This window comes from Sporosarcina koreensis, from assembly GCF_042655825.1.
Taxonomy (GTDB): Bacteria; Bacillota; Bacilli; order Bacillales_A; family Planococcaceae; genus Sporosarcina; species Sporosarcina koreensis.
This window is the reverse complement of record NZ_JBHSNP010000009.1, coordinates 38004-60425: the sequence shown is the minus strand read 5'-3', so window position 1 is coordinate 60425 and position 22422 is coordinate 38004. Positions and strand designations below refer to the sequence as shown.

26 protein-coding genes are annotated in these 22422 nt (G+C 44.2%); 7 read left to right on the top strand and 19 right to left on the bottom strand.

Annotation, left to right across the window (positions count from 1 at the left end):
- Nucleotides 1-7: 7 nt before the first annotated feature.
- From ACFPTP_RS04205 to hprK, 5 genes are read right to left on the bottom strand one after another with little or no spacing between them, the layout of a single operon-like run.
- Nucleotides 8-547, bottom strand: a complete 540-nt coding sequence (locus ACFPTP_RS04205) for an acyltransferase (protein WP_381442477.1) — start codon at nucleotides 545-547, stop codon at nucleotides 8-10.
- The gene (gene ppaX, locus ACFPTP_RS04200) at nucleotides 544-1194 is read right to left on the bottom strand and encodes a pyrophosphatase PpaX (RefSeq protein ID WP_381442475.1); all 651 of its coding nucleotides are present in this window, start codon (nucleotides 1192-1194) and stop codon (nucleotides 544-546) included. Before ppaX ends, ACFPTP_RS04205 begins: the two co-directional genes overlap by 4 nt.
- Nucleotides 1187-2131, bottom strand: a complete 945-nt coding sequence (locus ACFPTP_RS04195) for a nucleoside recognition domain-containing protein (protein ID WP_381442473.1) — start codon at nucleotides 2129-2131, stop codon at nucleotides 1187-1189. Before ACFPTP_RS04195 ends, ppaX begins: the two co-directional genes overlap by 8 nt.
- Nucleotides 2132-2146: 15 nt before the next feature.
- Nucleotides 2147-2953 carry a prolipoprotein diacylglyceryl transferase gene (lgt, locus tag ACFPTP_RS04190; protein WP_381442472.1) on the bottom strand — a complete coding sequence of 269 codons (807 nt, stop codon included), beginning with the start codon at nucleotides 2951-2953 and terminating at the stop codon, nucleotides 2147-2149.
- A 4-nt stretch (nucleotides 2954-2957) separates the two neighbouring features.
- Nucleotides 2958-3908 carry an HPr(Ser) kinase/phosphatase gene (gene hprK / locus ACFPTP_RS04185; protein ID WP_381442470.1) on the bottom strand — a complete coding sequence of 317 codons (951 nt, stop codon included), beginning with the start codon at nucleotides 3906-3908 and terminating at the stop codon, nucleotides 2958-2960.
- Between the two features lie 181 nt (nucleotides 3909-4089).
- Between hprK and ACFPTP_RS04180 the strand changes: the two genes are divergently transcribed.
- Nucleotides 4090-4650, top strand: coding sequence for an N-acetylmuramoyl-L-alanine amidase family protein (locus tag ACFPTP_RS04180; protein WP_381442469.1), 561 nt, complete (start codon nucleotides 4090-4092; stop codon nucleotides 4648-4650).
- 195 nt (nucleotides 4651-4845) lie between these two features.
- On the opposite strand, the gene ACFPTP_RS04175 is transcribed toward ACFPTP_RS04180, so the two are convergent.
- From ACFPTP_RS04175 to ACFPTP_RS04150, 6 genes are all read right to left on the bottom strand, one after another.
- On the bottom strand, nucleotides 4846-5997 hold the full coding sequence (locus tag ACFPTP_RS04175) for a DUF4097 family beta strand repeat-containing protein (protein WP_381442466.1): 1152 nt from the start codon (nucleotides 5995-5997) through the stop codon (nucleotides 4846-4848).
- A 118-nt stretch (nucleotides 5998-6115) separates the two neighbouring features.
- Nucleotides 6116-8986, bottom strand: coding sequence for an excinuclease ABC subunit UvrA (gene uvrA / locus ACFPTP_RS04170; RefSeq protein ID WP_381442464.1), 2871 nt, complete (start codon nucleotides 8984-8986; stop codon nucleotides 6116-6118).
- Nucleotides 8987-8993: 7 nt separating this feature from the next.
- The gene (gene uvrB, locus ACFPTP_RS04165) at nucleotides 8994-10976 is read right to left on the bottom strand and encodes an excinuclease ABC subunit UvrB (protein WP_381442461.1); all 1983 of its coding nucleotides are present in this window, start codon (nucleotides 10974-10976) and stop codon (nucleotides 8994-8996) included.
- A 230-nt stretch (nucleotides 10977-11206) separates the two neighbouring features.
- On the bottom strand, nucleotides 11207-11440 hold the full coding sequence (locus tag ACFPTP_RS04160) for an IDEAL domain-containing protein (RefSeq protein ID WP_381442458.1): 234 nt from the start codon (nucleotides 11438-11440) through the stop codon (nucleotides 11207-11209).
- 100 nt (nucleotides 11441-11540) lie between these two features.
- Entirely contained in the window at nucleotides 11541-12761 is a 1221-nt protein-coding gene (locus tag ACFPTP_RS04155; protein ID WP_381442455.1) for an ABC transporter permease, read from the bottom strand.
- Nucleotides 12745-13494, bottom strand: coding sequence for an ABC transporter ATP-binding protein (locus ACFPTP_RS04150; RefSeq protein WP_381442453.1), 750 nt, complete (start codon nucleotides 13492-13494; stop codon nucleotides 12745-12747). The genes ACFPTP_RS04155 and ACFPTP_RS04150 overlap by 17 nt, the downstream gene beginning before the upstream one ends.
- Before the next feature lie 153 nt (nucleotides 13495-13647).
- Here ACFPTP_RS04150 and ACFPTP_RS04145 point away from each other — a divergent pair, with 153 nt between their 5' ends.
- The 3 genes from ACFPTP_RS04145 to ACFPTP_RS04135 all read left to right on the top strand — a co-directional run bounded on the left by ACFPTP_RS04145 (nucleotide 13648) and on the right by ACFPTP_RS04135 (nucleotide 15187).
- Entirely contained in the window at nucleotides 13648-14073 is a 426-nt protein-coding gene (locus ACFPTP_RS04145; RefSeq protein ID WP_381442450.1) for an HIT family protein, read from the top strand.
- 113 nt (nucleotides 14074-14186) lie between these two features.
- Nucleotides 14187-14711 (top strand): tryptophan transporter, encoded by a 525-nt coding sequence (locus tag ACFPTP_RS04140; protein WP_381442449.1) that lies wholly within the window; start codon nucleotides 14187-14189, stop codon nucleotides 14709-14711.
- A gap of 113 nt (nucleotides 14712-14824) precedes the next feature.
- Nucleotides 14825-15187: a YtxH domain-containing protein gene (locus ACFPTP_RS04135; RefSeq protein ID WP_381442447.1), complete on the top strand. Its 363-nt coding sequence runs from the start codon at nucleotides 14825-14827 to the stop codon at nucleotides 15185-15187.
- Between the two features lie 106 nt (nucleotides 15188-15293).
- On the opposite strand, the gene ACFPTP_RS04130 is transcribed toward ACFPTP_RS04135, so the two are convergent.
- The 7 genes from ACFPTP_RS04130 to ACFPTP_RS04100 all read right to left on the bottom strand — a co-directional run bounded on the left by ACFPTP_RS04130 (nucleotide 15294) and on the right by ACFPTP_RS04100 (nucleotide 19932).
- Nucleotides 15294-15686, bottom strand: coding sequence for an IolE/MocC family protein (locus ACFPTP_RS04130; RefSeq protein ID WP_381442445.1), 393 nt, complete (start codon nucleotides 15684-15686; stop codon nucleotides 15294-15296).
- A 71-nt stretch (nucleotides 15687-15757) separates the two neighbouring features.
- On the bottom strand, nucleotides 15758-16171 hold the full coding sequence (locus ACFPTP_RS04125) for a hypothetical protein (protein ID WP_381442443.1): 414 nt from the start codon (nucleotides 16169-16171) through the stop codon (nucleotides 15758-15760).
- A 49-nt stretch (nucleotides 16172-16220) separates the two neighbouring features.
- Nucleotides 16221-17024, bottom strand: coding sequence for an alpha/beta fold hydrolase (locus ACFPTP_RS04120; protein ID WP_381442440.1), 804 nt, complete (start codon nucleotides 17022-17024; stop codon nucleotides 16221-16223).
- Nucleotides 17025-17588: 564 nt separating this feature from the next.
- Nucleotides 17589-18119 carry a hypothetical protein gene (locus ACFPTP_RS04115; protein WP_381442438.1) on the bottom strand — a complete coding sequence of 177 codons (531 nt, stop codon included), beginning with the start codon at nucleotides 18117-18119 and terminating at the stop codon, nucleotides 17589-17591.
- 121 nt (nucleotides 18120-18240) lie between these two features.
- Nucleotides 18241-18687, bottom strand: coding sequence for a hypothetical protein (locus tag ACFPTP_RS04110; RefSeq protein ID WP_381442437.1), 447 nt, complete (start codon nucleotides 18685-18687; stop codon nucleotides 18241-18243).
- Between the two features lie 55 nt (nucleotides 18688-18742).
- The gene (locus ACFPTP_RS04105) at nucleotides 18743-19096 is read right to left on the bottom strand and encodes a hypothetical protein (protein ID WP_381442434.1); all 354 of its coding nucleotides are present in this window, start codon (nucleotides 19094-19096) and stop codon (nucleotides 18743-18745) included.
- Between the two features lie 407 nt (nucleotides 19097-19503).
- Nucleotides 19504-19932 (bottom strand): hypothetical protein, encoded by a 429-nt coding sequence (locus ACFPTP_RS04100; RefSeq protein ID WP_381442431.1) that lies wholly within the window; start codon nucleotides 19930-19932, stop codon nucleotides 19504-19506.
- 476 nt (nucleotides 19933-20408) lie between these two features.
- Between ACFPTP_RS04100 and ACFPTP_RS04095 the strand changes: the two genes are divergently transcribed.
- Both ACFPTP_RS04095 and ACFPTP_RS04090 read left to right on the top strand, forming a co-directional pair.
- A complete protein-coding gene (locus ACFPTP_RS04095; RefSeq protein WP_381442428.1) occupies nucleotides 20409-21008 on the top strand; it encodes an HTH-type transcriptional regulator Hpr in 600 nt (199 codons plus the stop codon).
- Nucleotides 21009-21067: 59 nt separating this feature from the next.
- Nucleotides 21068-21253, top strand: a complete 186-nt coding sequence (locus ACFPTP_RS04090) for a hypothetical protein (protein WP_060210602.1) — start codon at nucleotides 21068-21070, stop codon at nucleotides 21251-21253.
- 46 nt (nucleotides 21254-21299) lie between these two features.
- On the opposite strand, the gene ACFPTP_RS04085 is transcribed toward ACFPTP_RS04090, so the two are convergent.
- The gene (locus tag ACFPTP_RS04085; RefSeq protein ID WP_381442426.1) at nucleotides 21300-21395 is read right to left on the bottom strand and encodes a YjcZ family sporulation protein; all 96 of its coding nucleotides are present in this window, start codon (nucleotides 21393-21395) and stop codon (nucleotides 21300-21302) included.
- Between the two features lie 141 nt (nucleotides 21396-21536).
- On the opposite strand from ACFPTP_RS04085, the gene ACFPTP_RS04080 reads away from it, so the two are divergent.
- Entirely contained in the window at nucleotides 21537-22412 is an 876-nt protein-coding gene (locus ACFPTP_RS04080; protein ID WP_381442424.1) for a peptidylprolyl isomerase, read from the top strand.
- The last annotated feature ends 10 nt before the right edge of the window (nucleotides 22413-22422 follow it).

Sequence of the window (22422 nt, the reverse complement as noted above, 5' to 3'; positions counted from 1 at the left end):
CGTCATCCTATTTCTTGTCAATGTCCAATTGTTGGGTAGTCCTTCGACGCTCCTCCAATTGTTCCGCGGTATATATGATCCGCACCGGATTGCCGCCTGCCATCGCGCCTGCAGGGATATCACGGTTGACAAGCGACGCCGCCGAAACGATGGCGCCATCCCCGATTTCCACTCCGGGAAGGATGGTCGTATTCGCACCGATCATCACCCGGTCACCGATGACGACGTCACCGATCCGGTATTCCTCTATCAAATACTCATGAGCGAGAATTGTCGTATTGAATCCGATGATCGAATTGTTGCCGACCGTAATACGCTCAGGAAACATCGTGTCCGGCATGACCATCAATGCGAATGACGTTTTTTCTCCGATCTTCATTCCTAAAAACGTCCGATAGATGAAATTCTTCAGCGGAATGAAAGGCGTATACCGTCCGATTTGGATAAAAACGAAGTTCTTCGCCACTTTAAAAAACGAAACCGTCTTGTATATATGCCAAAGGGAGTTCGCATTTCCTCCAGCACGATAGCGCTCCGTTCGTCTCAAGCTTCCACTCCTGCTGTTATGTGCAGCAGGTCCGAAATATGCTGCAAGACAAAATCAGGGTCCTGCGCCTGGATGAATTGCTCGCCTTTAGCAGACCAAGCCACTCCGGCCGTGCGAACACCGGCATTTTTCCCACCGAGAATATCGTGCATGTTATCGCCGATCATCATTGTCTCCTCAGGGGTCGAGTTCAATCGTTCCATTGCAAGGAGCAGCGGTTCAGGATGCGGCTTCGCGTGTTGCACATCATCCAACCCGACAACGGTATCAAATAAATCCTCAGCCTTAATGAGCTGCAAGCCTTTCATGACCATATCATTTCGTTTCGTCGATACGATCGCCATTTTGAAGCCGGCGTTTTTCAACTGCCGCAATGTTTCGCTCACCCCATCGAATTCGGTGGCGAAAGCATCATGATTCGCTATATTCCATGTACGATATTCGGCCATCAGTTGTTCCGTTTTTTCAGGATCGATACTTTCGAATGTCTCTCTCAAAGTCGGTCCAAGAAATGGAAGGATGTCTTCCCTTTCGTATCTTCCCGGATAATGGGTGTTCAAAACCGTTTGGAACGTTTGAATGATGAGTTCATTCGTGTCAAGCAACGTTCCATCGAAATCAAATAGCAAAGTTGTGATTTTATCCATCTAGAACTGTAACCTCCTTCTCTCTTTTCCGTTCTGCCTGATTCCACATGTACGCCACCACAATCGTCAACACGAACGCAGTGACAAGGCGGATGATGAGCAGCGGCAGGACCGGAATGCCTAAAGGCACGAAAATGAGCGTATCTTCAACGACGGCATGGCAGGCAACGAGGAAAATGAAAGCGAGCGTCGCATCCTTTTTGCTGACGCCATCTTCCTGAACCGCCTGGATCATGACGCCTGCACCGTAGGCAAGACCGATGACAAGTCCGGCGACCAATGTCATGGACGCGTTCGGCTGTACGCCGATAACCTTCGTGAACGGTGCGAGTTTTTCCGAAAACTTCTGCAAGTAATTGCGGTCCTTCAAAAACTGGACGATGATCATGAGCGGAATGACAATTAGTGCAAGCTGCAAGACGCCAAACGACGCTTTCTGCAATCCGAGCAATCCGATTTCCAGCCATCCGTCCGGAACAGCTGCCACGTCCGGCGCCATGCCATACTTGGCCATTTCGCCGCCGCCCTTCCAGAACAAATTGATGATGATGCCGGAGAACGCCGCCAAACCAAATCGCACAACGAGCACAATCCATAGTTTCACGCCGACCTTTAAAGCCACACCCGTCTCGATGAACATATTATGTGCAAAACTGAGCATAACAGCCAAAATGAAAACTTCCTTCACCGTCAGATCGAGTGAAAGGATTCCGGCGATGCCTGCGTATAAATTCAATGCATTGCCGAGCACTAACGGAATCGCAGCTTCCCCGCTCAATCCGAAGAGTCCCATGAACGGTGATATCAATTTCACGATCCAAGGCAATACAGGTGTATGTTGCAAAATGACAACGAGGACAGTGATCGGGAAGATGATTTTCCCTAACGTCCACGTCGTCTTTAACCCCGCTGTAAACCCATTTCGAAGCGTCTGCATTTCCCAATCCCTCTTTTATTTATCTTGATAGTTCACATTGACTTTCTGAACGAATCTTCTCCAAATAAACATTGTCACTGAAAACAGAATCGCGATGATGGATACGATCTGCGCAGCACGGAGATCTCCGCCGTACAAACTGTCCGTCCTCATCCCTTCGATAAAGAATCTTCCGATTGAATACCAGGTTAAATAGAAGAAGAACATCTCTCCCCGTTTCAATGGAACTTTCCTTAATAACAGAATGATAATAAGTCCGACGACGTTCCACAACGATTCATAGAGGAATGTCGGATGATAGGTTACGCCGTTGATTGTCATTTGGTTCATTATCCAGTCGGGAATCCATGTGTTTTCGAGAAACGTTTGTGAAACAGGACCGCCGTGCGCTTCCTGATTGACGAAGTTCCCCCATCGGCCGATGATTTGACCAATCAAAATGCCTGGGACAGCGATGTCCACCACTTTCCAGAAGGATATCCCGCGGCGTTTCGTATAAATATATGTCGTTAGGAAGGCACCGATCAAAGCTCCATGGATGGCTATGCCGCCCTCCCATATTTTGATCACATCAACCGGGTTATCCTTATAGGAGTCCCAAGAAAATATGACATAGTAAATTCTTGCGGAAACAATCGAAATCGGGACCGCCCAAATGAGCAGGTCCGTTAAGAAGTCCGGATGCATCCCCCGCTTCACCATCTCTTTTTGAACGACAATAAATGCGAGGATAATTCCGGTTGTGATTAAAATTCCATACCACCGGATATCTATCGGCCCCAGACTGAAGGCCGTCGGGTCAATCGTCAGTAAATCGAACATAAGTCTACTCTATCCCCTCTGTATCAGAATTCCCTGCATGTTGGCTGATTGCCAAATCCAGCTTTTTCGAAAATGTTTCTGCCGCATTGATGCCTAATCGCTTCATCCGATAATCCATCGCGGCAACTTCAATGATGACCGATAGATTCCGTCCTGGTCTTACAGGAACGGTGAGCTTCGTCAAATCCGAATCCATAATTTTCATCTTCTCTTCGTCGATGCCTAAGCGGTCATACACTTTATCCGGATCCCACACTTCCAAGTCGATGACCATCAGTATCCGCTTGTCATCCTTCACGGCACTCGCACCGAACAACGTCATCATATCGATAATGCCGACACCCCGTATTTCAAGCATATGGGTCAGAATTTTTGGCGCATTTCCAATTAATACGTTCTTCGCGACTTGCCTGATTTCAACGGCATCGTCCGCGACGAGACGATGGCCGCGTTTCACGAGCTCCAAAGCGGTTTCACTTTTCCCTACACCGCTCTTCCCCGTAATCAAAACACCGATCCCATACACATCGACAAGCACTCCATGAACTGTCGTCATCGGCGCCAACTGGCCTTCCAGGAAATTTGTCAGCATGCCCGAAAACCGCGTCGTCGGATGCTCGGTCTGAAATACCGGAATGCCCCGCTCTTCCGCAAGCTCCCTAAGTTCCATCGGACATTCGATATTATGCGCCAGGATGAAAGCCGGTGTATCTGTTGTACAAAGGCGATCCATCCGATCCCGCCGTTCCGCCTCATTCAATTTATTGAAAAAGGAAAGCTCCGTTTTTCCGAGCAATTGGATCCGCGTAGCCGGGTAAAAATCAAAATAGCCGGCCATTTCGAGCCCCGGCCGGGATATGTCGCTCGTAAGGATATTACGTTCAATACCTTCTCCGCCTGCAACAATTTCAAGCCCAAAACGATTTTGAACGTCTTCTACTGTAACAACCGACATTAGCTCGCCCCCTATCTTTATTGACATGCATCCGACCGCTTCGCAAAACGGCGGAATTCAGTCACGTCAAGTCATCCCTAACCCCCATTTTACCATGAACAAACTCATTTGAAATAATTTCGTCCGAATTTGTCCACTAATGATGCGAAACAGACTATATAGATGGCAAGGGGGAGATGAGATGGCAACGATCATACTTGACGCGGGGCACGGACCGAATACGCCGGGGAAACGGTCACCGGATGGCAGGCTGCTTGAGTTCCATTTTAATGCGGATGTGGCCGAACGTGTCAGGCAGTATTTGGTTTTGGAAGGGGTGGATGTCTTTTATTCGCATGAAAACAGCAGGGATGTCCCTTTAACGGAAAGGGCACGGGTCGCAAACAGGCTCGACGGGGATGCTTTCGTGTCCATCCATGCAAACGCATTCGGTAGCGATTGGAATGACGCGCAAGGCATCGAAACGTATATGTACCCGTACGCGAGCAAAAAGACGGCCGCATTGACTGAGCTGATCCACCGTTCAATGATCTCCGCATGCGGACGAAAAGATCGGGGGGTGAAAACCGCAAATTTCGCGGTGTTAAGGGAGACGAAGATGCCGGCGGTGTTAGTGGAGTGCGGTTTCATGACGAATCGCGAAGAGGCGGGGGTGTTGCTATCGAGGGCATACCGCGTTCAATGCGCGCGGGCGATCAGCTTTGGGATATTGAATTGGCTTTATCGTGAGAAAATCATCTGATCGGCGGCTCGCATAGAGCGCGGGGCTGATTTTCTTGAGCGCGGAACGGCCGACTTTGAGCGCGGTTTCGATTTCTTGAGCGCGGGGACGGAATTCTTGAGCGCGGAGCTGATGGCTTTGAGCTCGACACATATTTCATTAAAAAAGACTGCCACAGAAGTCAGTTTTCACTGACTTCTAGGCAGTCTTTTTACATTAATTATGCTTCACATTATAACAAACGATCACAGAGCCCGTTTTCGCTTCTCCATGAACATGTAGTGGCGCAGCTTCGCCTTCTGCATCTTTGTTGAAAATGATCGTGCGGTGCAGGAACTGTTCCTGTTCCGTCGTTTTGCTGACGTCGTTCAGCTGAAGATCCAAACGTCCCATGTTCGTCGAGATTTCCCCGCGAAGGGCAACATCGGATGGAATATACAGCTCAACGGAACCGCTCACTGTTTTCGCATCAATTTTTTGTGCCGCGTCATCCGTCGTAGTAACGACAACATGACCATTAAGCGATTTCGCCTCGACGTCCTTCAACTTACCTGAAACGTATACACGGCCGTTGATTGTTTCGGCTTCCAACGTTTCACCAGTACTTTCATTCAAGCGGATCGATCCGTTGCCCGCTTCCAGCTCAGCTTCTTTGAATTCAATCCGCTCGACATCCACTTTTCCGTTCGCCGTTTTCGTATACAGGCGCTCGACGGCAACATCCTTCAAGTTGAAATGTCCGTTTAGAAGTCGTACGGAAATCTTTCGATAATCCTGTTTCGGGACGAATAGGTCGACATTCACCTGGCTTAATTTCAAATCGCTTAAATAGCGCAGTTTGCCTTCGTCTTTCAGGAAGATCAATTTATCGAGAAATTCCTTTTTCGCATCTTCTTCCGATCTTCCGTTAAACGACTTCACAGTGAATTCCGCGCGAACTTCCGGTTCATCCGTCGCATGGATCGAAACGCTGCCGTGATCGACGTCGACGAGGATTTCATCCAAACCGTCCGCTTGCTTCACAATCGTATGATGGAATGTGGAGCTATTGCCGAATGGCGCGTCGAAATCGAATCCTTTCATTCTCTCCACAGTCGATTGCATAAACTGCATAAAACGATCCCCTACGGTTACGAAGTCTTTCCGGATATCTTCAATGAAGTCATCCATAGATGAATCTTTGTCCTCCGATTTTCCGGAGAAATCTTGGCTTGTAGGCTCTTCCGTGAAGATTTTCTTCTCCTCCGCTTGGGAAGTTCCCGTCGTGGATTGTTTCTTCTCCATCGCTTCCAAAAGGGTCAAAGCTTCGTCCATAGAGATTGTGCCGTTTTCCAACATTGTCAAGATACGTTTGCGTTCATTCTGCATCTTTCCGCCTCCTAGGTATGCTTGAGATATTCTTTTCGTATAAGAGTCCCCGCCATTTCAAAACCGTTGGAGACTTCTTCAACACTACCTATATATACGATTCATCTATGAGAAGGTTTCATTCTTTTCCAGCTGCGGCTTCAATCCGTTCTTTCATTCTTTGTCGGTCGCGTCCCAGGATCGGCTTCAAATAGCGGCCTGTGTAGGAGACTTCACTTTCCGCCACTTGCTCGGGAGTTCCCGTTGCAATGATTTGTCCGCCTTTGTCTCCGCCTTCCGGGCCGAGATCGATAATATGGTCGACGGTTTTGATGACATCCAAATTATGTTCGATGACAAGGACGGTATTCCCTGTATCAACGAGCCGCTGCAAAACGAGAAGCAGCTTTTCAATATCGTGGACATGGAGACCCGTCGTCGGTTCGTCCAAAATATAAAAGGATTTCCCGTTGGAACGTCTATGCAATTCCGAAGCAAGCTTCACCCTTTGCGCTTCCCCGCCTGATAACGTCGTGGCAGGCTGTCCTAGTTGGACGTAGCCTAGACCGACGTCAACAATCGTTTGCAGTTTTCTGCTGATCTTAGGGATATTTTCAAAGAAAACGAGTGCGTCCTCGACAGTCATGGAGAGGACATCCGCAATATTCTTCCCTTTATAGGTTACTTCAAGGGTTTCGCGGTTATATCTTTTCCCGTGGCACACTTCACAAGGCACGTACACATCCGGGAGGAAATGCATCTCGATCTTGATGATTCCGTCTCCTCGGCAAGCTTCACAGCGCCCGCCTTTTACGTTGAAACTGAAACGGCCTTTTTTGTAGCCTCTCACTTTCGCCTCGTTCGTCATGGCAAAGACATCCCGCACGTCATCAAAGACGCCTGTATAGGTCGCCGGGTTCGATCTTGGCGTCCGCCCGATCGGGGATTGGTCGATATCAATAACCTTTTCCAATTCCTCAAGACCTGTTACAGACTTGAATTGTCCTGGTTTCTGCTTAGATCGGTTCAACTTCTGCGCAAGCACTTTGTAAAGCACTTCATTCACAAGCGTACTCTTGCCGGAACCTGAAACGCCCGTCACCGCGATGAACTGCCCCAATGGGAAGTCCGCATCGACATTTTTCAAATTGTTTTCCGATGCACCTTTGATCGATACGATCCTGCCATCGGACTGCCTCCGTTCGATTGGTAAAGGGATGAACCTCTTGCCGCTCAAATATTGGCCGGTCAATGAATTCGGATCGTTCATCACTTCTTCCGGAGTTCCTGCAGATACGATTTGCCCTCCCGCAGCACCTGCCCCAGGTCCAATATCGATCAAATAATCCGCTGCAATCATCGTGTCTTCATCATGCTCAACGACAATAAGCGTATTCCCGATATCCCGCATGCTTTGCAGCGTGCCGATGAGACGGTCATTGTCCCGCTGATGGAGACCGATTGACGGTTCATCCAATATATAAAGGACGCCGGTCAATCTGGAGCCGATCTGGGTCGCCAGCCGGATCCGCTGCGCTTCACCGCCGGATAATGTCCCCGCAGCCCTTGATAACGTCAAGTAATCAAGCCCGACATTGATGAGGAATCCTAGTCTCTCGGCAATTTCCCGCAAGATCAGCCTTGCGATTTGCATATCCTTTTCAGATAGGACGAGATTGCTGAAGAAACGGTCTGCTTCCGTAATGGACAATGCAGTCACTTCACCGATATGCGTGCCATTCACTTTGACCGCAAGCGTCTCTTCCTTCAATCGGTACCCGTGACAAGTCGGGCAAGCCCGGCTCGCCATATATTTCTCCATTTGTTCACGGATATAATCAGAAGATGTCTCCTTGAACCGGCGCTCCACATTTGCGAGAACACCTTCAAAATAGATGTTGTTCACCCGTGTATTTCCGAATTCATTCGTATATTTGAAATTGATTTTTTGATCCTTTGAACCATAGAGGATGATATTCAAATCCTCATCAGCCAAATCGCTCACCGGTACATCCATCGGTATTTTGAAATGCTTGCAGATCGTCTTCAACAATTCCGGGTAGTATTGGGAGCTCGTCGGAATCCAAGGCGCAATTGCGTTTTCATTTAAAGAGAGGGACGTGTCCGGAATGACTAGATCGGGGTCGACCTCGAGTTTCGTCCCCAATCCATCGCAATCAGCGCAAGCCCCGAATGGACTGTTGAATGAAAACATGCGCGGTTCCAGCTCTCCGATGGAAAATCCGCATATCGGACAAGCATGATGCTCGCTGAACAGCAATTCTTCCACATCAATCACATCGACGAGCACAGTTCCTTCCGCCAATCGCAACGCCGACTCGAGAGAATCGCTTAGTCGTGCTTCGATTCCCTCTTTCACGACAATCCGGTCGATAACGACTTCGATCGTATGTTTTTTATTTTTATTTAGCTCAATATTGTCATCAAGATCCATCACGTCTCCATTGACACGGATCCGTACATATCCTTGTTTTTTAATATCCTCAATCAGCTTCGCATGCGTCCCTTTCCTGCCCGAAATGACAGGAGCTAGGATTTGCAGCCGTGAACGTTCCGGCAGCTGCATGATCCGGTCGACCATCTGCTCGATCGTTTGTGAGGAGATTTCAATTCCGTGATTCGGACAGATCGGCTTGCCGACCCGTGCAAATAGCAGCCTCAAGTAATCATAGATTTCAGTCACCGTTCCGACTGTGGAACGCGGATTCCGGCTCGTCGTCTTCTGGTCGATGGAAATCGCAGGCGATAGTCCTTCGATCACATCCACATCCGGCTTGTCCATCTGTCCTAAAAACTGTCTCGCATAAGCGGAAAGCGATTCGACATACCGTCTTTGCCCTTCCGCATAAATCGTATCGAATGCAAGGGACGATTTCCCCGAACCCGACAAGCCGGTCATGACGACGAGCTTGTCGCGAGGAATGCGGACATCAATATCTTTCAGATTATGCACTCTTGCCCCTTGAATGACTATTTCCGTATTTTTCATCGCATTTTCACCCTTCAGCCTTCAATTCTAATATCGTATCGCGCAATTCGGCAGCCCTTTCGAAATCAAGCGCTTTTGCCGCCTCTTTCATTTCCTTCTCGAGAGACGCGAGCAATTTCACTTTGTCGTCTTTCGACAGTTTCTTGCCTTTCGTCACTTTTTCCAATGCCGATATTTCCTCTTCGGCTACTTGGGTAGCTCTGATGACATCGCGCACTTCTTTTTTGATAGTCGTCGGCGTGATGCCATGCTTTTCATTGTAGGCCATTTGAATTTCCCGGCGCCTTGTTGTTTCATCGATCGCTTTTTTCATCGAATCCGTGTAACGGTCCGCATACATGATGACCTTTCCTTCGGAGTTACGCGCTGCCCGGCCGATCGTCTGGATGAGGGCACGTTCGGAACGGAGGAACCCTTCCTTATCCGCATCCAATATGGCGACGAGCGACACTTCAGGAATGTCGAGTCCTTCCCTCAATAAGTTGATGCCGATGAGACAATCGTACTTGCCCAAACGGAGCTCACGGATAATTTCAATTCGCTCCAGCGTTTTGACATCCGAATGCAAGTATTGGACTTTGATGCCGATATCCTTCAAATAATCGGTAAGGTCTTCGGACATCTTTTTCGTCAATGTAGTAATCAATACCCTTTCGTTCCGGTTTGTACGCTCATTGATTTCATCGATCAAATCATCGATTTGGCCCTCGATCGGCCGTACGTCAATGATCGGATCTAGCAAACCGGTCGGCCGGATGATTTGTTCAACCATCTCAGGCGTATGCTCGATTTCGTATGGACCGGGGGTTGCAGATACGTAGATCGCTTCGTGGACGTACCGCTCGAATTCTTCGAACATGAGCGGCCTGTTGTCCAAAGCGGAAGGCAGGCGGAAACCATGATCGACCAGCACTTGCTTTCGGGCCTGGTCGCCGTTATACATACCGCGGATCTGCGGCAAGGTGACATGGCTTTCATCGATGACAATCAGGAAATCATCCGGGAAGTAGTCAAGCAATGTATAGGGGGTAGCCCCTGCCGGCCTTAATGTCAGATGCCTCGAATAGTTCTCGATTCCGGAGCAGAATCCCATTTCCCGCATCATTTCCAAATCATAGCGCGTGCGCTGTTCGAGCCGCTGCGCTTCCAAAAGCTTATCTTCCTTGCGCAATTTGGCGAGTTGTTCTTCCAATTCGGCTTCGATATTCGCAATCGCCTTCACCATTTTCTCTTCGCCCGTGACGAAGTGGGATGCCGGGAAGATGGCGACGTGTTCACGATCGCCTAAGATTTCCCCTGTCAGTGCGTCCACTTCACGGATGCGGTCGATTTCATCGCCGAAAAATTCGATGCGGATGCAGTTCTCATCCTGTGATGCAGGGAATATTTCAACGACATCCCCTCTCACCCGGAATGTACCCCTTGTGAAATTGATATCGTTTCTAGAGTATTGAATATCGACGAATCGACGAAGAAGTTCATTTCTACCAATCTCCATCCCTGTCCGGAGCGAGACGACATGCTTTCCATATTCCTCCGGTGAACCTAGGCCGTAAATGCAAGATACGGAGGCGACAATCAGTACATCATTCCTTTCGAACAAGGCAGACGTCGCGGAGTGGCGCAGCTTGTCGATCTCGTCGTTGATCGTTGCATCCTTTTCTATATAAGTGTCCGTATGCGGCACGTATGCTTCCGGTTGGTAGTAATCATAGAAGCTGACGAAATACTCGACCGCATTATTCGGGAAAAATTCTTTGAACTCGCTGTACAATTGGCCAGCAAGCGTTTTATTATGTGCAATGACTAATGTCGGTTTATTAACTTCAGTTACAACATTTGAAACGGTGAACGTCTTCCCTGTTCCGGTTGCACCTAATAGAGTCTGGTGCTTTTTGCCTTTCTGTATGCCTTCTACTAGCTTCGAAATGGCAGCAGGTTGGTCGCCCAACGGAACATAGGGAGCTTTTAAATCGAATTTTTGGACCATACAAGCCCCTCCCAAAATGAATTATCTTCATTTTAACATAGTCAAGTCGAAGTCCAAAGAAATAAGAGAACGTATGTTCAAAATAAAAATAAAAACCGCAGCGAAGAACGGCTTTTGCGAGTAAAAGCATAGCGTTACGAGCACATCTTTTCCTAGCCTTTACAAATATTAAAAAGCGGGTCTGCACGGCTAATCGGTATACGACTAGCGGGCAGCCCGCTGCAGATCAATTAATTCTCTTCAAGTTTCATCAGTTCATCCGTCAGATTGTTGAAGGCGTACTCGTCCTTTTCATCAAGCGCAACATCAATCAGCTTCAAGAGGCGTTTTTTCGTTTGCTCCCGATGAATATGGTTCAGGAATAGATCCATATAAATATCATTCAATAATCTCTCCGCTTGAAGCGAAGTACTATTTTTCCCCACGGCTTTTAAGAACTCGGCATATGAATAATTGTTTTCCATCTCCCTCACCCCTGATGCCTTTTTTTCATTATACCTAACATGGGGCATCAGTTGCAAGGTTTTTGGGAATATTCTATTATTATTTTTTCACGATGAATATTCAAGCTTCTTCCGTTTTTTCATTGGAAGCACGGATTGTCACTTCGGAAACGATGACGACAATTACCGCCATAATGACAGGCGTCAGCGATATTCCGATTACAATCAGACCTGTCACAAGAACAAAAATGGACTGAAGTAACTGAACGCCGCTAACCGTTTTGCGGATGGCAGGGATCCTCGTGTTTTCCATTTCCGGGAAAAGCATATCCATCCGGAAGTCATCCCCCGCCCGCAATGCATGGACCAACTGGATGGATGAAGCAAATGCCAAAGCCCCGGTAAAGATATATACGACAATCGGGAACGGGATAAGAATCACGCCGAGTACCGCCAATCCAGTCAATCTGACCCAGAGCCAAAATATATCATCCGTCCGGATGAGCGTCCTCCGCAGCAAATAGCGTTGAGGCGATGTCTGTCCGAATTGTGCTGATCGCAGAAGGAATCCGAGCCAAGCACGGCGGCTGACCGACCCTTTCAAATGCGGTACGTCCGTGAAGTAATTCGCGAATCGGTAAAAACGCATCATCCGATTTTGCTCGAGCGTTATGAAATGTTCATAAGGAAACGGATTTGCTGCACTTCTTTTCTTCCAGAATGAATAATAGAGGGACATCAGCAAACCCATTAATGGGATTAAAGGTATTAAATAAGAAATCCCTATAAGCACCGCGTATATGAGAACAGCTGCCAACACAAACCGGACTATACGATCTTTCCACACACCTTCCCCTTCATTTGCACGGCGGTAATAGAACTCCGACTCTACATACTTCCATTTCACAAGTAAAATGACGGCCGCCGTCAGAATGAATTGCGGTTTCCCTCCAACATCCGTTGCCGCCAACAACGGCAAGAGGACGATATATAAAATGAACGGAACCGGTAGCTGGGAAAAGAGCGAATACCGCAAAGCCCGTTTCAAATATTCCTCAAGCTTGTTCTCCATTGGAAGGAAAAAGACGATATCAGCAGGCTTCAGCAATGTAACTGGCGAGCAGATGGATAGTGCCGCTCCGATGAGGACAGCCGCAATGAGTGCAGAAGGGAATCCGGATGGCACTTCCTTCAGCCATTCACTGTATGCGTAACCGCCCGCGCCGATCGTAAAGAGCAGGACAATTGCCAAATGGCCAGTGAAAACGAACCTCATGTATTTTTGCAGTTCGTTCATGTAATGGATGAAACGATTGCCCCAAATCTCACGCAAGCTGTTCATTGTCATTATCCTCGGTCATTGAAATATAAAGCTCGTCCAAAGAAGCACCCGGTCTGTTGAAGGCTTTCCGCAAATCATCCATCGTCCCTTGCGCCCTCACGCGTCCCTCATGGAGAACAATGATTCGATCGCAATATTTTTCCGCAGTGGATAAAACATGCGTCGACATCAATACGGAAGCGCCGTTCGCCTTCCTTTCGGAGATCTGCTCGAGCAATGAACGGATCCCAATCGGATCGAGACCGACAAACGGTTCATCGATAATGTACAGGGAAGGCTCCACTAAAAATGCGCATAAGATCATGACCTTTTGCCGCATCCCTTTGGAGAAATGCGACGGGAACCAATTCAACCGCTTCTCCATCATGAACTCTTTCAACAGAATTTCTGTACGCGCCTCGAACGCTTCCCGATCCAATCCATACGCCATCGCCGTCAGCTCAAGATGTTCTTTCAACGTCAGCTCTTCATACAAAATCGGAGTTTCCGGTATATATGTGAACGCTTTTCGGTAAGCTTCAGGGTTTTCACGAAACGTGACGCCATTCACTACAATTTCGCCTTGATGCGGATTCATCAGCCCGATAATATGTTTGATCGTCGTACTTTTTCCGGCACCGTTCAAGCCGATCAGCCCGACAAGCTCGCCTTTGCCGATATTAAATGATAAATCATGCAGAACAGGCTTCCGTGTATATCCGCCTGTTACGTCTTTCACTTCTAGAATCGTCATAGCCATCCTCCATTCTTGTTTCCATTTTACCAAAAATCGGTCGGGAATGCCTTGTCCATCTTTCATGCATTCACATGAAAATATGCTACACTTGTGTCATTAATGAATATTTCTCCCTTTTAGAAGGCTGAGAATCGGAAAGGATGACCTTAATTGACATCATGTATTTTTTGCAAAATTGTAGAAGGCACTCTCCCTAGCGAGAAAATCTATGAAGATGAACACGTTATCGCGATTATGGATGTCATGCCTGTAACCGAAGGACATGTTTTGCTAATCCCGAAAAACCACTGCGAAAACATTTATGAAATGACTGAAGAAGAAGCATCCCACCTATTTTCGGTCGCCCCGAAAATCGCGAACGTCCTAAAAGAAGAGTTTACGCCTGCCGGGATGAACTTGCTGCAAAACAATGGCGCTCCAGCAGGACAAGCCGTTTTCCACTTCCATATGCATTTCATTCCAAGATATGATCAAACGGACGGTTACGATTCAAATTGGAATCCAAAGGTCGAAGAGTTCCCGCAAGAGCGCATCCAGGAAATCGCGGAGCAGATTCGTCGCCGCTTCGGAAATTAATAGCTCTTGCTATTTCATAAAATTACCTGTATAATTTATGTAAGTTTTCGCTGACGATCACGAGGATACGGCAGGAGAACGAAAAATAGAGTCCAGTTGAGGAGAGATGAGAATTGAATACGAAAAATCTTATGTTGATGGCGCTGCTAGTTTCAGTAGGCGCGGCTTTGTACTTGGTCATTCCGGGTTATGGTGAGGGCATGAAGCCAGACTTCATGCTGACGATGATGTTCATCGGCATCTTTTTATTCCCTGACGTGAAGAGCGTCTTCTTGCTTGGAGCAACGACCGGAGTCCTTTCAGGGCTTTTCACAAGCTTCCCAGGAGGATTCATTCCAAATATCATCGATAAGTTCATTACGGCGTTTGTTGTTTTCGCAGTCATCATACTGCTAAAGAAAGCCGCAAACAATATGATCGTTTCGACTATCATCGCTTGCTGTGGAACAGTGCTATCCGGGACAATCTTCCTTTCCGTCGCCATTTTCGTAATGGGCGCAAAAGTACCTTTCGGATTATTGTTCGTAACAGTCGTTCTACCCGCAATCGCTATGAACGGGATAGTATTCTTCATCATCTACCCGATCATCAAAACATTGTTGAAACGCACTTCATTCAAAACAGCATTATCCAATTGATAACAAAAGCTTTCCCCAAGCGGGAAAGCTTTTTTCATTTGCCCAAAACAGTTTGCCATGTTTTAATAAATCTATGAAAAGGAATACTATTCAAAATGAAAGGAGTGCTCTCCATGAAAGCATCTACATTTTTGGCAGGACTACTTGCAGGATCGGTGACAGCCGCTGTCACTGTGTTATTTTCCACTCCACAAACAGGCAGCGAAATCCGCTCGTCCGTTAAAAGCGCTTCAGCTGACATGAAGCATAAATTGAACGACGTCAAAGGAAAACTCGCCGAGTTGAAAACCTCCATCACACATATGACGAAGGAAGCAAAAGAAATGGTTCCGGAAGCCGTCAATGGAATTAAAGGCTCGATCGAACAATGGCAGCTCTCGACGGAGAACAACAGACTCAAGCTAGAGAAGGAACTCTCGGCGATCCAATCGTCGCTCGCCGACTTGGAGAAATCCATCGCGGAACAACAGAAGTGATAGATATGACTTAAGACAAACTCATTTTGATTGAGTTTGTCTTTTTTCTATGGCTGGAAGGGCTTGCTTTAGGCGCCGATCATGAGAGTTGATAAAAAATATTATATTATTGCTTGTATCCCGCTTCTAAATCTTCACCAATTAGCTTTGTAGCTTCAAAAATGACACCGCTATCATAGCTTTTTATATCGAAATAACCGTTATAGTAATTCCAAATATCACTTTGATTTGAGTATTTTATTAAACTGTCGGATATTTTATTAAATAAAAGGATTGCTTCGTCTTCTGTTAATTTCCCTTCAACCATAAGTCGAAACTTGACGTCTTTTTTACCATCAAACGAAGAGGCCGTGGCATCTATCTTTTCGGCTTGTCTAAAGAACTCTTCTGTTTTTCGAAGCGTTTCGCTTATATCGATGTCTGGTTGTTTGTTACATGCAGAAGTTATAAGGAGTAAAAAAAATGATAAGGTAATATAAAGTAGTTTGGTTCTTTTCATAAAACCCTCCATAGGATATGAAATCAAAACAAATGATTGCCATGTTGAACAAAAGCACCTGTTCTACAAAGTTACTTACTATTATTTTGCAGCTCAAATGACTCTTCAAAGTCATCCCATTTTACATTTACTTTGATAACTGCATCTTCATGTACTTTTGCCCCGCCTTTTGAACCTCCTGAAAGCGTAAATATCCCTGTCGTTGGGGGTTCCGCGAACTCTTCAGTGCCACCCCCATGACCACTATTGGTTTCATAGGAGTATTCAATTTTTTGTAGTGAAGACAACTCTTCTAAAGACCCTTTGTATTTTAATATAAACCTAAAGCTATGTTCGTTCGAGTAAGTTCTTTGCCCGTCTTTTTCTCCCCATTTTTCTGTTCCATTATAGGCGTATTCAGCTTCCCAATGCTCACTTTCTCCACTAAATGTATAATCATTGTTCGTAGTTTCTGAACAAGCTGTTAAAATTAATATCGTAAACAAGAAAGTAATTATTTTCTTCAGCTTAATTCCCTCCCCTGTACTAACTTATTCAACAGAGTCGAAAACCGTCCGATTCAAGTCTATTTAACCAGTTATGAACTAATGCATTAAATACATCGGGTTGCTCGATTTGTAAGTTGTGACCAGCCATATCAAGCACAGCAAAAGTTGCCCTTGGGTAGTCATCAAGTAGTCGCCATGCATAATGGTATCCGACCACATTATCCTGACGCCCCGTGATAATTAGCGTGGGATACTCAAATTTAGATGAGATATCGAAAGTAAAGCCATAACCATTTTGACGAACGTCATTTATAAATTCTAAATTGCCTTGTTTAGAAGGAAGTAAGATTTCTTTTCGAAACCTTTCCCACTCAATTTGACCTAGCACTACCCCCATGGCGCCAAATACATCGGCATCTTCCGTAGGCAATTGTGATAGCAAGTTGGCGTCTCTTTTTAGAACTGTTTGCTGAGGTACTTCCCTTTCATCGAATTCGGGTATGATCATTGGTGCCATCAGCAGTAATCCATGAACCAGATCCTGCCGTAAACGGACTATTCCCCTGGCAACATAACCACCATATGAATTACCACAGATAACAAACGGTTGTCCAGGAATCATCTCGTCCAACAGACGTACTACCGCTTCTAAAATATCATCTGAACTCTTAATAGATGGTTGTGACTTGGAATGCCCCATACCAGGCAAGTCTATATATATTCTTTTCCAACCGCTCCGTTTCTCGAATAAAGGTTCCATTGCATGAAACATTACTTGATGATCAAGCGACCAGCCATGCAACATGACGATTGGATAGCCTTCTCCAATTACTTTATGGTAAATAGACATGTAATTTCCCTTTCCTCTTAAAAAAGATGTTTATGGTCTCTGTGTTATTTCCTTTTGGTAATCTTTCTGTATCAGGTAAAAATTGATCTAAAATGCTCCTTTTTGAAGCAAAGCACCCAATCGTTTAATAACCATTTATTGTGAATTGATATACGTTATAGACGAACCACAAAAAAAGAAGAAAATGTGCTATTAAGTTCAGTAGGATTAAAGATTTTTTGTATAGCTTCTTTTTCAAATAAATTAAGATGAAAAGTAAGAAAAGAAATTGTATCAATAACATTGAGATACTGATAACAAGAAAAAGAATAAATTCCTCAGCTTCGGTTATCATGTACCCTTTACTTTCGTCAAGCCTACTTATCGCAACAAGTATTTCAGCAATTTTAGTAGAAACCCAAATAAAGCAGAAGTTTATCATAATAAATAAAACCCCTGTTATTTTGTGAAATCTTTTCAAAGCATTACTCCCTTTGGAACATTCCTTTTTCCATTTGATTCTGTTTGCGCTCACCTGCTGCGTAAAGAGCTGTCTAAACGAGTCGCATCTTTAAATAAACTAGATTAATAAATAGACACAACATTACCTTCTGCATCAACACCACGGAATTTAAAATTTCCAACATCATAATTAGGAATTAAGGTATAATGTGCCGCAACTCCATTTTCAACATCCATTTCAAAAAATATAGTTGATTGTTCTTCTACTTCTTTTAATGACAAATCTTTTTCTGAATTTATTTCATTACTAACAATAACTTTTACAATGTCTTCATCAAGAACTTCTGCCGCAAAGAGTGTATGGTAGATTTCTCCTTCCTGATGAGTTGCAGACCAAGTTATTTGCATCCTTTCATCTGCTGTTTCAGTATCTATCCCACCCACTGAGATAGGACGGTACAGAATCCAAAAGTTATTTTCTATAAGTTTGATAAATTTATTTCTCCCTGTATCCCAAATAACTACCTTTTTGTTTTCAATATCCTTTCCAAAGACTACAAGCCCATCTTCATTCGGAAATGAATCTCTAATTGCAGAACGCTCTGTCCAATAATATCCTCCAAAGAAGAAAGGTCCGAAATAAATTAATGCCACAAGCAGTAGTAAGATAATAAAATATCGTTTTTTAAAAAGCCCTTTCCCTTCAATCTTTCTTCACCTCCACACGTAAAATAAGGGTCTTCCAAGCAGCTCGAAAACAGGATTTGTTGTGTCGTTACCTTTCTATGTAAATTACATCATTTGCAGGTGAAAGATACTCATGATCACCTAGCGAGAAAGAAGTTTGCAAACGATTTATTTCCGCATATTGAACTACCGAGTCGTTATTTAGGAATACCAATAAATAGATATCATCCCGCAAACTTATATTACTGAGATCTTTTAGCTTTACGCCTACTTGTTTTTCTATCTCTTCTTGTGAGGTATAAGGAGTTATTAAAAACGCCTTATCCCAGTCGAGATCGATGAAACCACTTATATGAATTTCACTGTCACTATCATCAGACACCATAATAATAAATGAATGAATAACCTCTTCTAACTCATTGTTTCGATTAATATTGTTGTCACTGCACCCGATCAGCAACGCCAGCGAAATTAAAAGTACTGCTATCCGCTTTACCAATCCAGCACTCCCCTTTTCTATAGCAACGAAATTCAAACTCACTATCCTGACGTTTTCCAATTATTCGCGTTCCCTAAATTAAGAATACTTTTTATTCTCCAGCTATATATCCAATTACCTCATCGGTTTCCTCACTGACAAGTATGACTGGTGTACTGACAACAACATTCTCTTTGTCTTCAAATATAATTGCCAATACCTCTTTCCCAACATAAGTTTCATTGAAAAGTTCATAGCTATTTTGAGCAGCAATCTTCTTAACCTCAGCACTTTTCCAGTCTTCTTTTGCTGTACTATTCCAACCTTGTTCTTCGATAAATTCCCACGCAATTTTTCTAACACTTTCATAACCATCTGCATAAGTTTTATCCTCTACATTCTGGTTATTTGTGCAACCAACAACGAAGAACATCAAACATGCCGTTAATGCTAAGTATAGTCTCAAATTTCCCTTCCCCCTAATACAAACAAACACCTTCGATTTAACACTTGTTAAGTGATAGTCATCGAAGGTGTTACGATTATGATCATGCTCCCAATATCCCTATGGCAGCAATCGAGATCACAAAACTTATGACAAGCGACATTCCCCAATCGAACTTCCTCGTTTGGCCGAACAAAATACTCACGAAACTGCAAATAATGAAGTTCACAATAAAAAGCACACCCAACATTATGAATGTGACCATGCTGAACACCCCACTTACACCTTATTATGAAATATCTGGATTTATCTAAATGTAACACGACTTGAAATAAAATGGAAATACTCTTTGAATTGTTATGATATTGTTCCTATTGTTGTCCTAATAAAATTGATTAACGAAGAAATATCTATTGATAGTGTCCTTATTATCGCTGAGGATTTTCCCCTATTACCTGCATATCAATCTCTTTACCATTTTTGAACGTCCTTAAATACTCATATTCTTTTTCAACAAAAACCTCATATAACCGATATTCACGTATATCTTCTTTCCGAAAAGTATCAGTTATATAAAGGTTAAATGAATCCTTTTCCGTCTTTACATCGACTATGAAATTTCTCCCGTTATTAGCTATAAATTCTGGGCTAAGATACAAATAGAAGTTTTCATCATTAACTTTATTAACAAAAATGCCTATTCCACTCTTATCCTCGACGTTACGTATAAAAAATTCTTGTGCATTATCGTCTAAGTTGTCCAACGACGAAATTTCGGTAAAAGTATAACCATCATTATTAAAACTACAACCTGTCATGATTAAGAGTAATAATGGCAGTAAAAAGGATTTCTTCATTTTTTCGCCCCCCTACTTGATTAATTCTAATTAATAGACATTCCATTCATTACCACTCAAGTATTTATATGCTGTATGCATAGACCTTATATTCATTTACAAAACGATTCCTAGTTGATTGGAGTGTAAGGCGGCGAAGTGCAAAGATGTGCTCTCAACGCTTCGCTTATGTTCGCAAAAGCCGTTCTTCGTGACGGCTTTTCCAGCGGGAACAGCGCGAGCTGAAGACCCTGGACTGAGCGCAGCGAGGGAAGCGGCTGAAGCCGTGCCCGCGGAAAGCGTCCGCCTGAAACGAAAATCAACGTATGCACAAAATAATTATTATACCCCCAACCACTTGGAAAACCCCACCAATTCAACAGTGGATGCATCAAATCATTTATGAATATATAGTATTTTTGGAATTTCAACTTTTTTATTTGAAGTTTTCCTGCTATAATGAAAAAAGATTAACTATTTGATGTTGGAGGTATTTCATGACTGAGCAAAAATTTTCCCAAAAAGAAGCAATGATTTATAGTCAACGCGTTGCGCAGATGTCAAAAGCGCTCTGGAAAGCAGTCGAAAAGGATTGGCAGCAATGGATAAAACCTTATGACTTGAATATTAATGAACACCATATTCTATGGATCGCCTACCACCTTCAAGGCGCAACAATATCTGACATCGCAAAATTCGGTGTCATGCACGTGTCAACTGCTTTCAACTTTTCAAAGAAACTTGAAGAACGGGGATACTTGCAATTCTTCAAGAAAGACGACGACCGTCGTAATACATATGTATCGGTAACAGAACAAGGCGAGGACCTGCTTAACGGCATGAATGAACACTATTATGATTCGGATCATGGAATCCTGGACGGATCACTTCCGATCAAAAGCATTTATGGGAAGTTTCCTGAATTTTTAGAAGTCATGGCAGTTATCCGGAATATCTACGGAGAAGACTTCATGGAAATCTTTGAACTTGGTTTCAAACGGATCGATAATTCCTTCGACGATGATTTGGCCTCATTGGACCGCACCAACCTTGAATCGCGGGAGACCGCTGAATTACAGACCGTCGAAGAAAAATAATGTCATTTTCCCCATGAGTCTGCTATGATGAAGTGAAGGTTTAAAGAGGAGGAATTGATTTGATCCTTATCGTTACTGTCATGTTTTCATTGTTTTATTTATTCCAAATCAACAAGATGACATTCGCGCTTTGTCAATCGCGTGAAATACCAGAAGAAAAGCAACCAAAAATATATCGCACTGTCAATATCCTGATTACGATCCTGATTCTTTCGTTCTATCTGGAAGTACTGCTGAATGTATAAGAGTTGAAAAGCCCAACCCCTTCATGAAGGGGTTGGGCTGTTTCTATTAGTAAATAAACGCAGCTCCTACGATGATCAACAAGATGAACAACACAACAATCAAAGCGAAGCCAGATGTACCTCCGTAGCCAATTCCACTCATTGGAGCACCTCCCCTCTCCTTGTATCCTATGCAAATGACATTTTTCGTTTTAGGCATTTGGTAAGGAACCTTTTTGTTTTATGATCGTTTTTATGGTATAGTTTCAATTGTTGTACAGAAAAGTTAGGGGAGAAAACAAACATGAAAAAAACAGTCCTTGCTATTACCATGGCTGCCTCTGTATTAGCTTTAGCAGCATGTAATGACCAAAAGGCGGCTGATGATGAGATCATCGCGACAACCAAAGTCGGAAATATTACAAAAGAAGATCTATATGAAGAGATGAAGGATGCAATCGGCGTACAAGTCGTTGAAAACTTGCTTCTTCAACAAGCGTTGGAAACTGAATATAAAATTTCCGATAAGGAATTGAAAGATGAAATCAAAGCTCAAAAAGAAGCGTTTGGCGATAATTTTGAACTATATCTCCAACAACAAGGCATCACTGAAAGATTTTTTGAGAAGAATGTAAAATCGCAAATGCTTCAGAAGAAAATGATCGATTCATTGAAAGTGTCCGATGAAGATATCGCTAAAGGCGTGGAACGTGCGAAAACGGAAGTTCATGCACGTCATATCCTCGTTGATGACGAAAAAACAGCAAATGAAGTATTGAAGAAATTGAAGGATGGCGGAGATTTCGCTGAATTGGCGAAGGAATACTCTACTGAGCCTGTTGCACAGCAAACGGGCGGAGACCTTGGATGGTTCGGCCCTGGGAAAATGGTGCAGGAGTTTGAAGATGCGGTTTACGCTCTTAAAAAAGGTGAAATCAGTGAGCCTGTAAAGACAAGCTTCGGTTACCATATCATTGAATTGCTCGAAACTCGCAAGGCTGAAACAGATAAGTCGGAAGAAGAAATTAAAGCGGAAATCGAAGACGGATTGAAACGAGTCCAATTCGAAGAGAAGCTCCAAGAACTGATCAAAGCTGCTGACGTCGATATCAAAGTCGATGAGTTCAAAAAAGCGTTGGACGCTTATTTGCCAGCAAAGGCTGATAAAGAAGAGAAATAAGAAAGAAAAG

Excerpts from the sequence above, each read along its gene's own strand:
- ppaX (WP_381442475.1), bottom strand. The coding sequence starts at position 1,194 with ATGGATAAAATCACAACTTTGCTATTTGATTTCGATGGAACGTTGCTT.
- ACFPTP_RS04195 (WP_381442473.1), bottom strand. The coding sequence starts at position 2,131 with ATGCAGACGCTTCGAAATGGGTTTACAGCGGGGTTAAAGACGACGTGG.
- lgt (WP_381442472.1), bottom strand. The coding sequence starts at position 2,953 with ATGTTCGATTTACTGACGATTGACCCGACGGCCTTCAGTCTGGGGCCG.
- hprK (WP_381442470.1), bottom strand. The coding sequence starts at position 3,908 with ATGTCGGTTGTTACAGTAGAAGACGTTCAAAATCGTTTTGGGCTTGAA.
- ACFPTP_RS04180 (WP_381442469.1), top strand. The coding sequence starts at position 4,090 with ATGGCAACGATCATACTTGACGCGGGGCACGGACCGAATACGCCGGGG.
- ACFPTP_RS04175 (WP_381442466.1), bottom strand. The coding sequence starts at position 5,997 with ATGCAGAATGAACGCAAACGTATCTTGACAATGTTGGAAAACGGCACA.
- uvrA (WP_381442464.1), bottom strand. The coding sequence starts at position 8,986 with ATGAAAAATACGGAAATAGTCATTCAAGGGGCAAGAGTGCATAATCTG.
- uvrB (WP_381442461.1), bottom strand. The coding sequence starts at position 10,976 with ATGGTCCAAAAATTCGATTTAAAAGCTCCCTATGTTCCGTTGGGCGAC.
- ACFPTP_RS04160 (WP_381442458.1), bottom strand. The coding sequence starts at position 11,440 with ATGGAAAACAATTATTCATATGCCGAGTTCTTAAAAGCCGTGGGGAAA.
- ACFPTP_RS04155 (WP_381442455.1), bottom strand. The coding sequence starts at position 12,761 with ATGAACAGCTTGCGTGAGATTTGGGGCAATCGTTTCATCCATTACATG.
- ACFPTP_RS04150 (WP_381442453.1), bottom strand. The coding sequence starts at position 13,494 with ATGACGATTCTAGAAGTGAAAGACGTAACAGGCGGATATACACGGAAG.
- ACFPTP_RS04135 (WP_381442447.1), top strand. The coding sequence starts at position 14,825 with ATGAAAGCATCTACATTTTTGGCAGGACTACTTGCAGGATCGGTGACA.
- ACFPTP_RS04130 (WP_381442445.1), bottom strand. The coding sequence starts at position 15,686 with ATGAAAAGAACCAAACTACTTTATATTACCTTATCATTTTTTTTACTC.
- ACFPTP_RS04120 (WP_381442440.1), bottom strand. The coding sequence starts at position 17,024 with ATGTCTATTTACCATAAAGTAATTGGAGAAGGCTATCCAATCGTCATG.
- ACFPTP_RS04100 (WP_381442431.1), bottom strand. The coding sequence starts at position 19,932 with ATGAAGAAATCCTTTTTACTGCCATTATTACTCTTAATCATGACAGGT.
- ACFPTP_RS04095 (WP_381442428.1), top strand. The coding sequence starts at position 20,409 with ATGACTGAGCAAAAATTTTCCCAAAAAGAAGCAATGATTTATAGTCAA.
- ACFPTP_RS04085 (WP_381442426.1), bottom strand. The coding sequence starts at position 21,395 with ATGAGTGGAATTGGCTACGGAGGTACATCTGGCTTCGCTTTGATTGTT.
- ACFPTP_RS04080 (WP_381442424.1), top strand. The coding sequence starts at position 21,537 with ATGAAAAAAACAGTCCTTGCTATTACCATGGCTGCCTCTGTATTAGCT.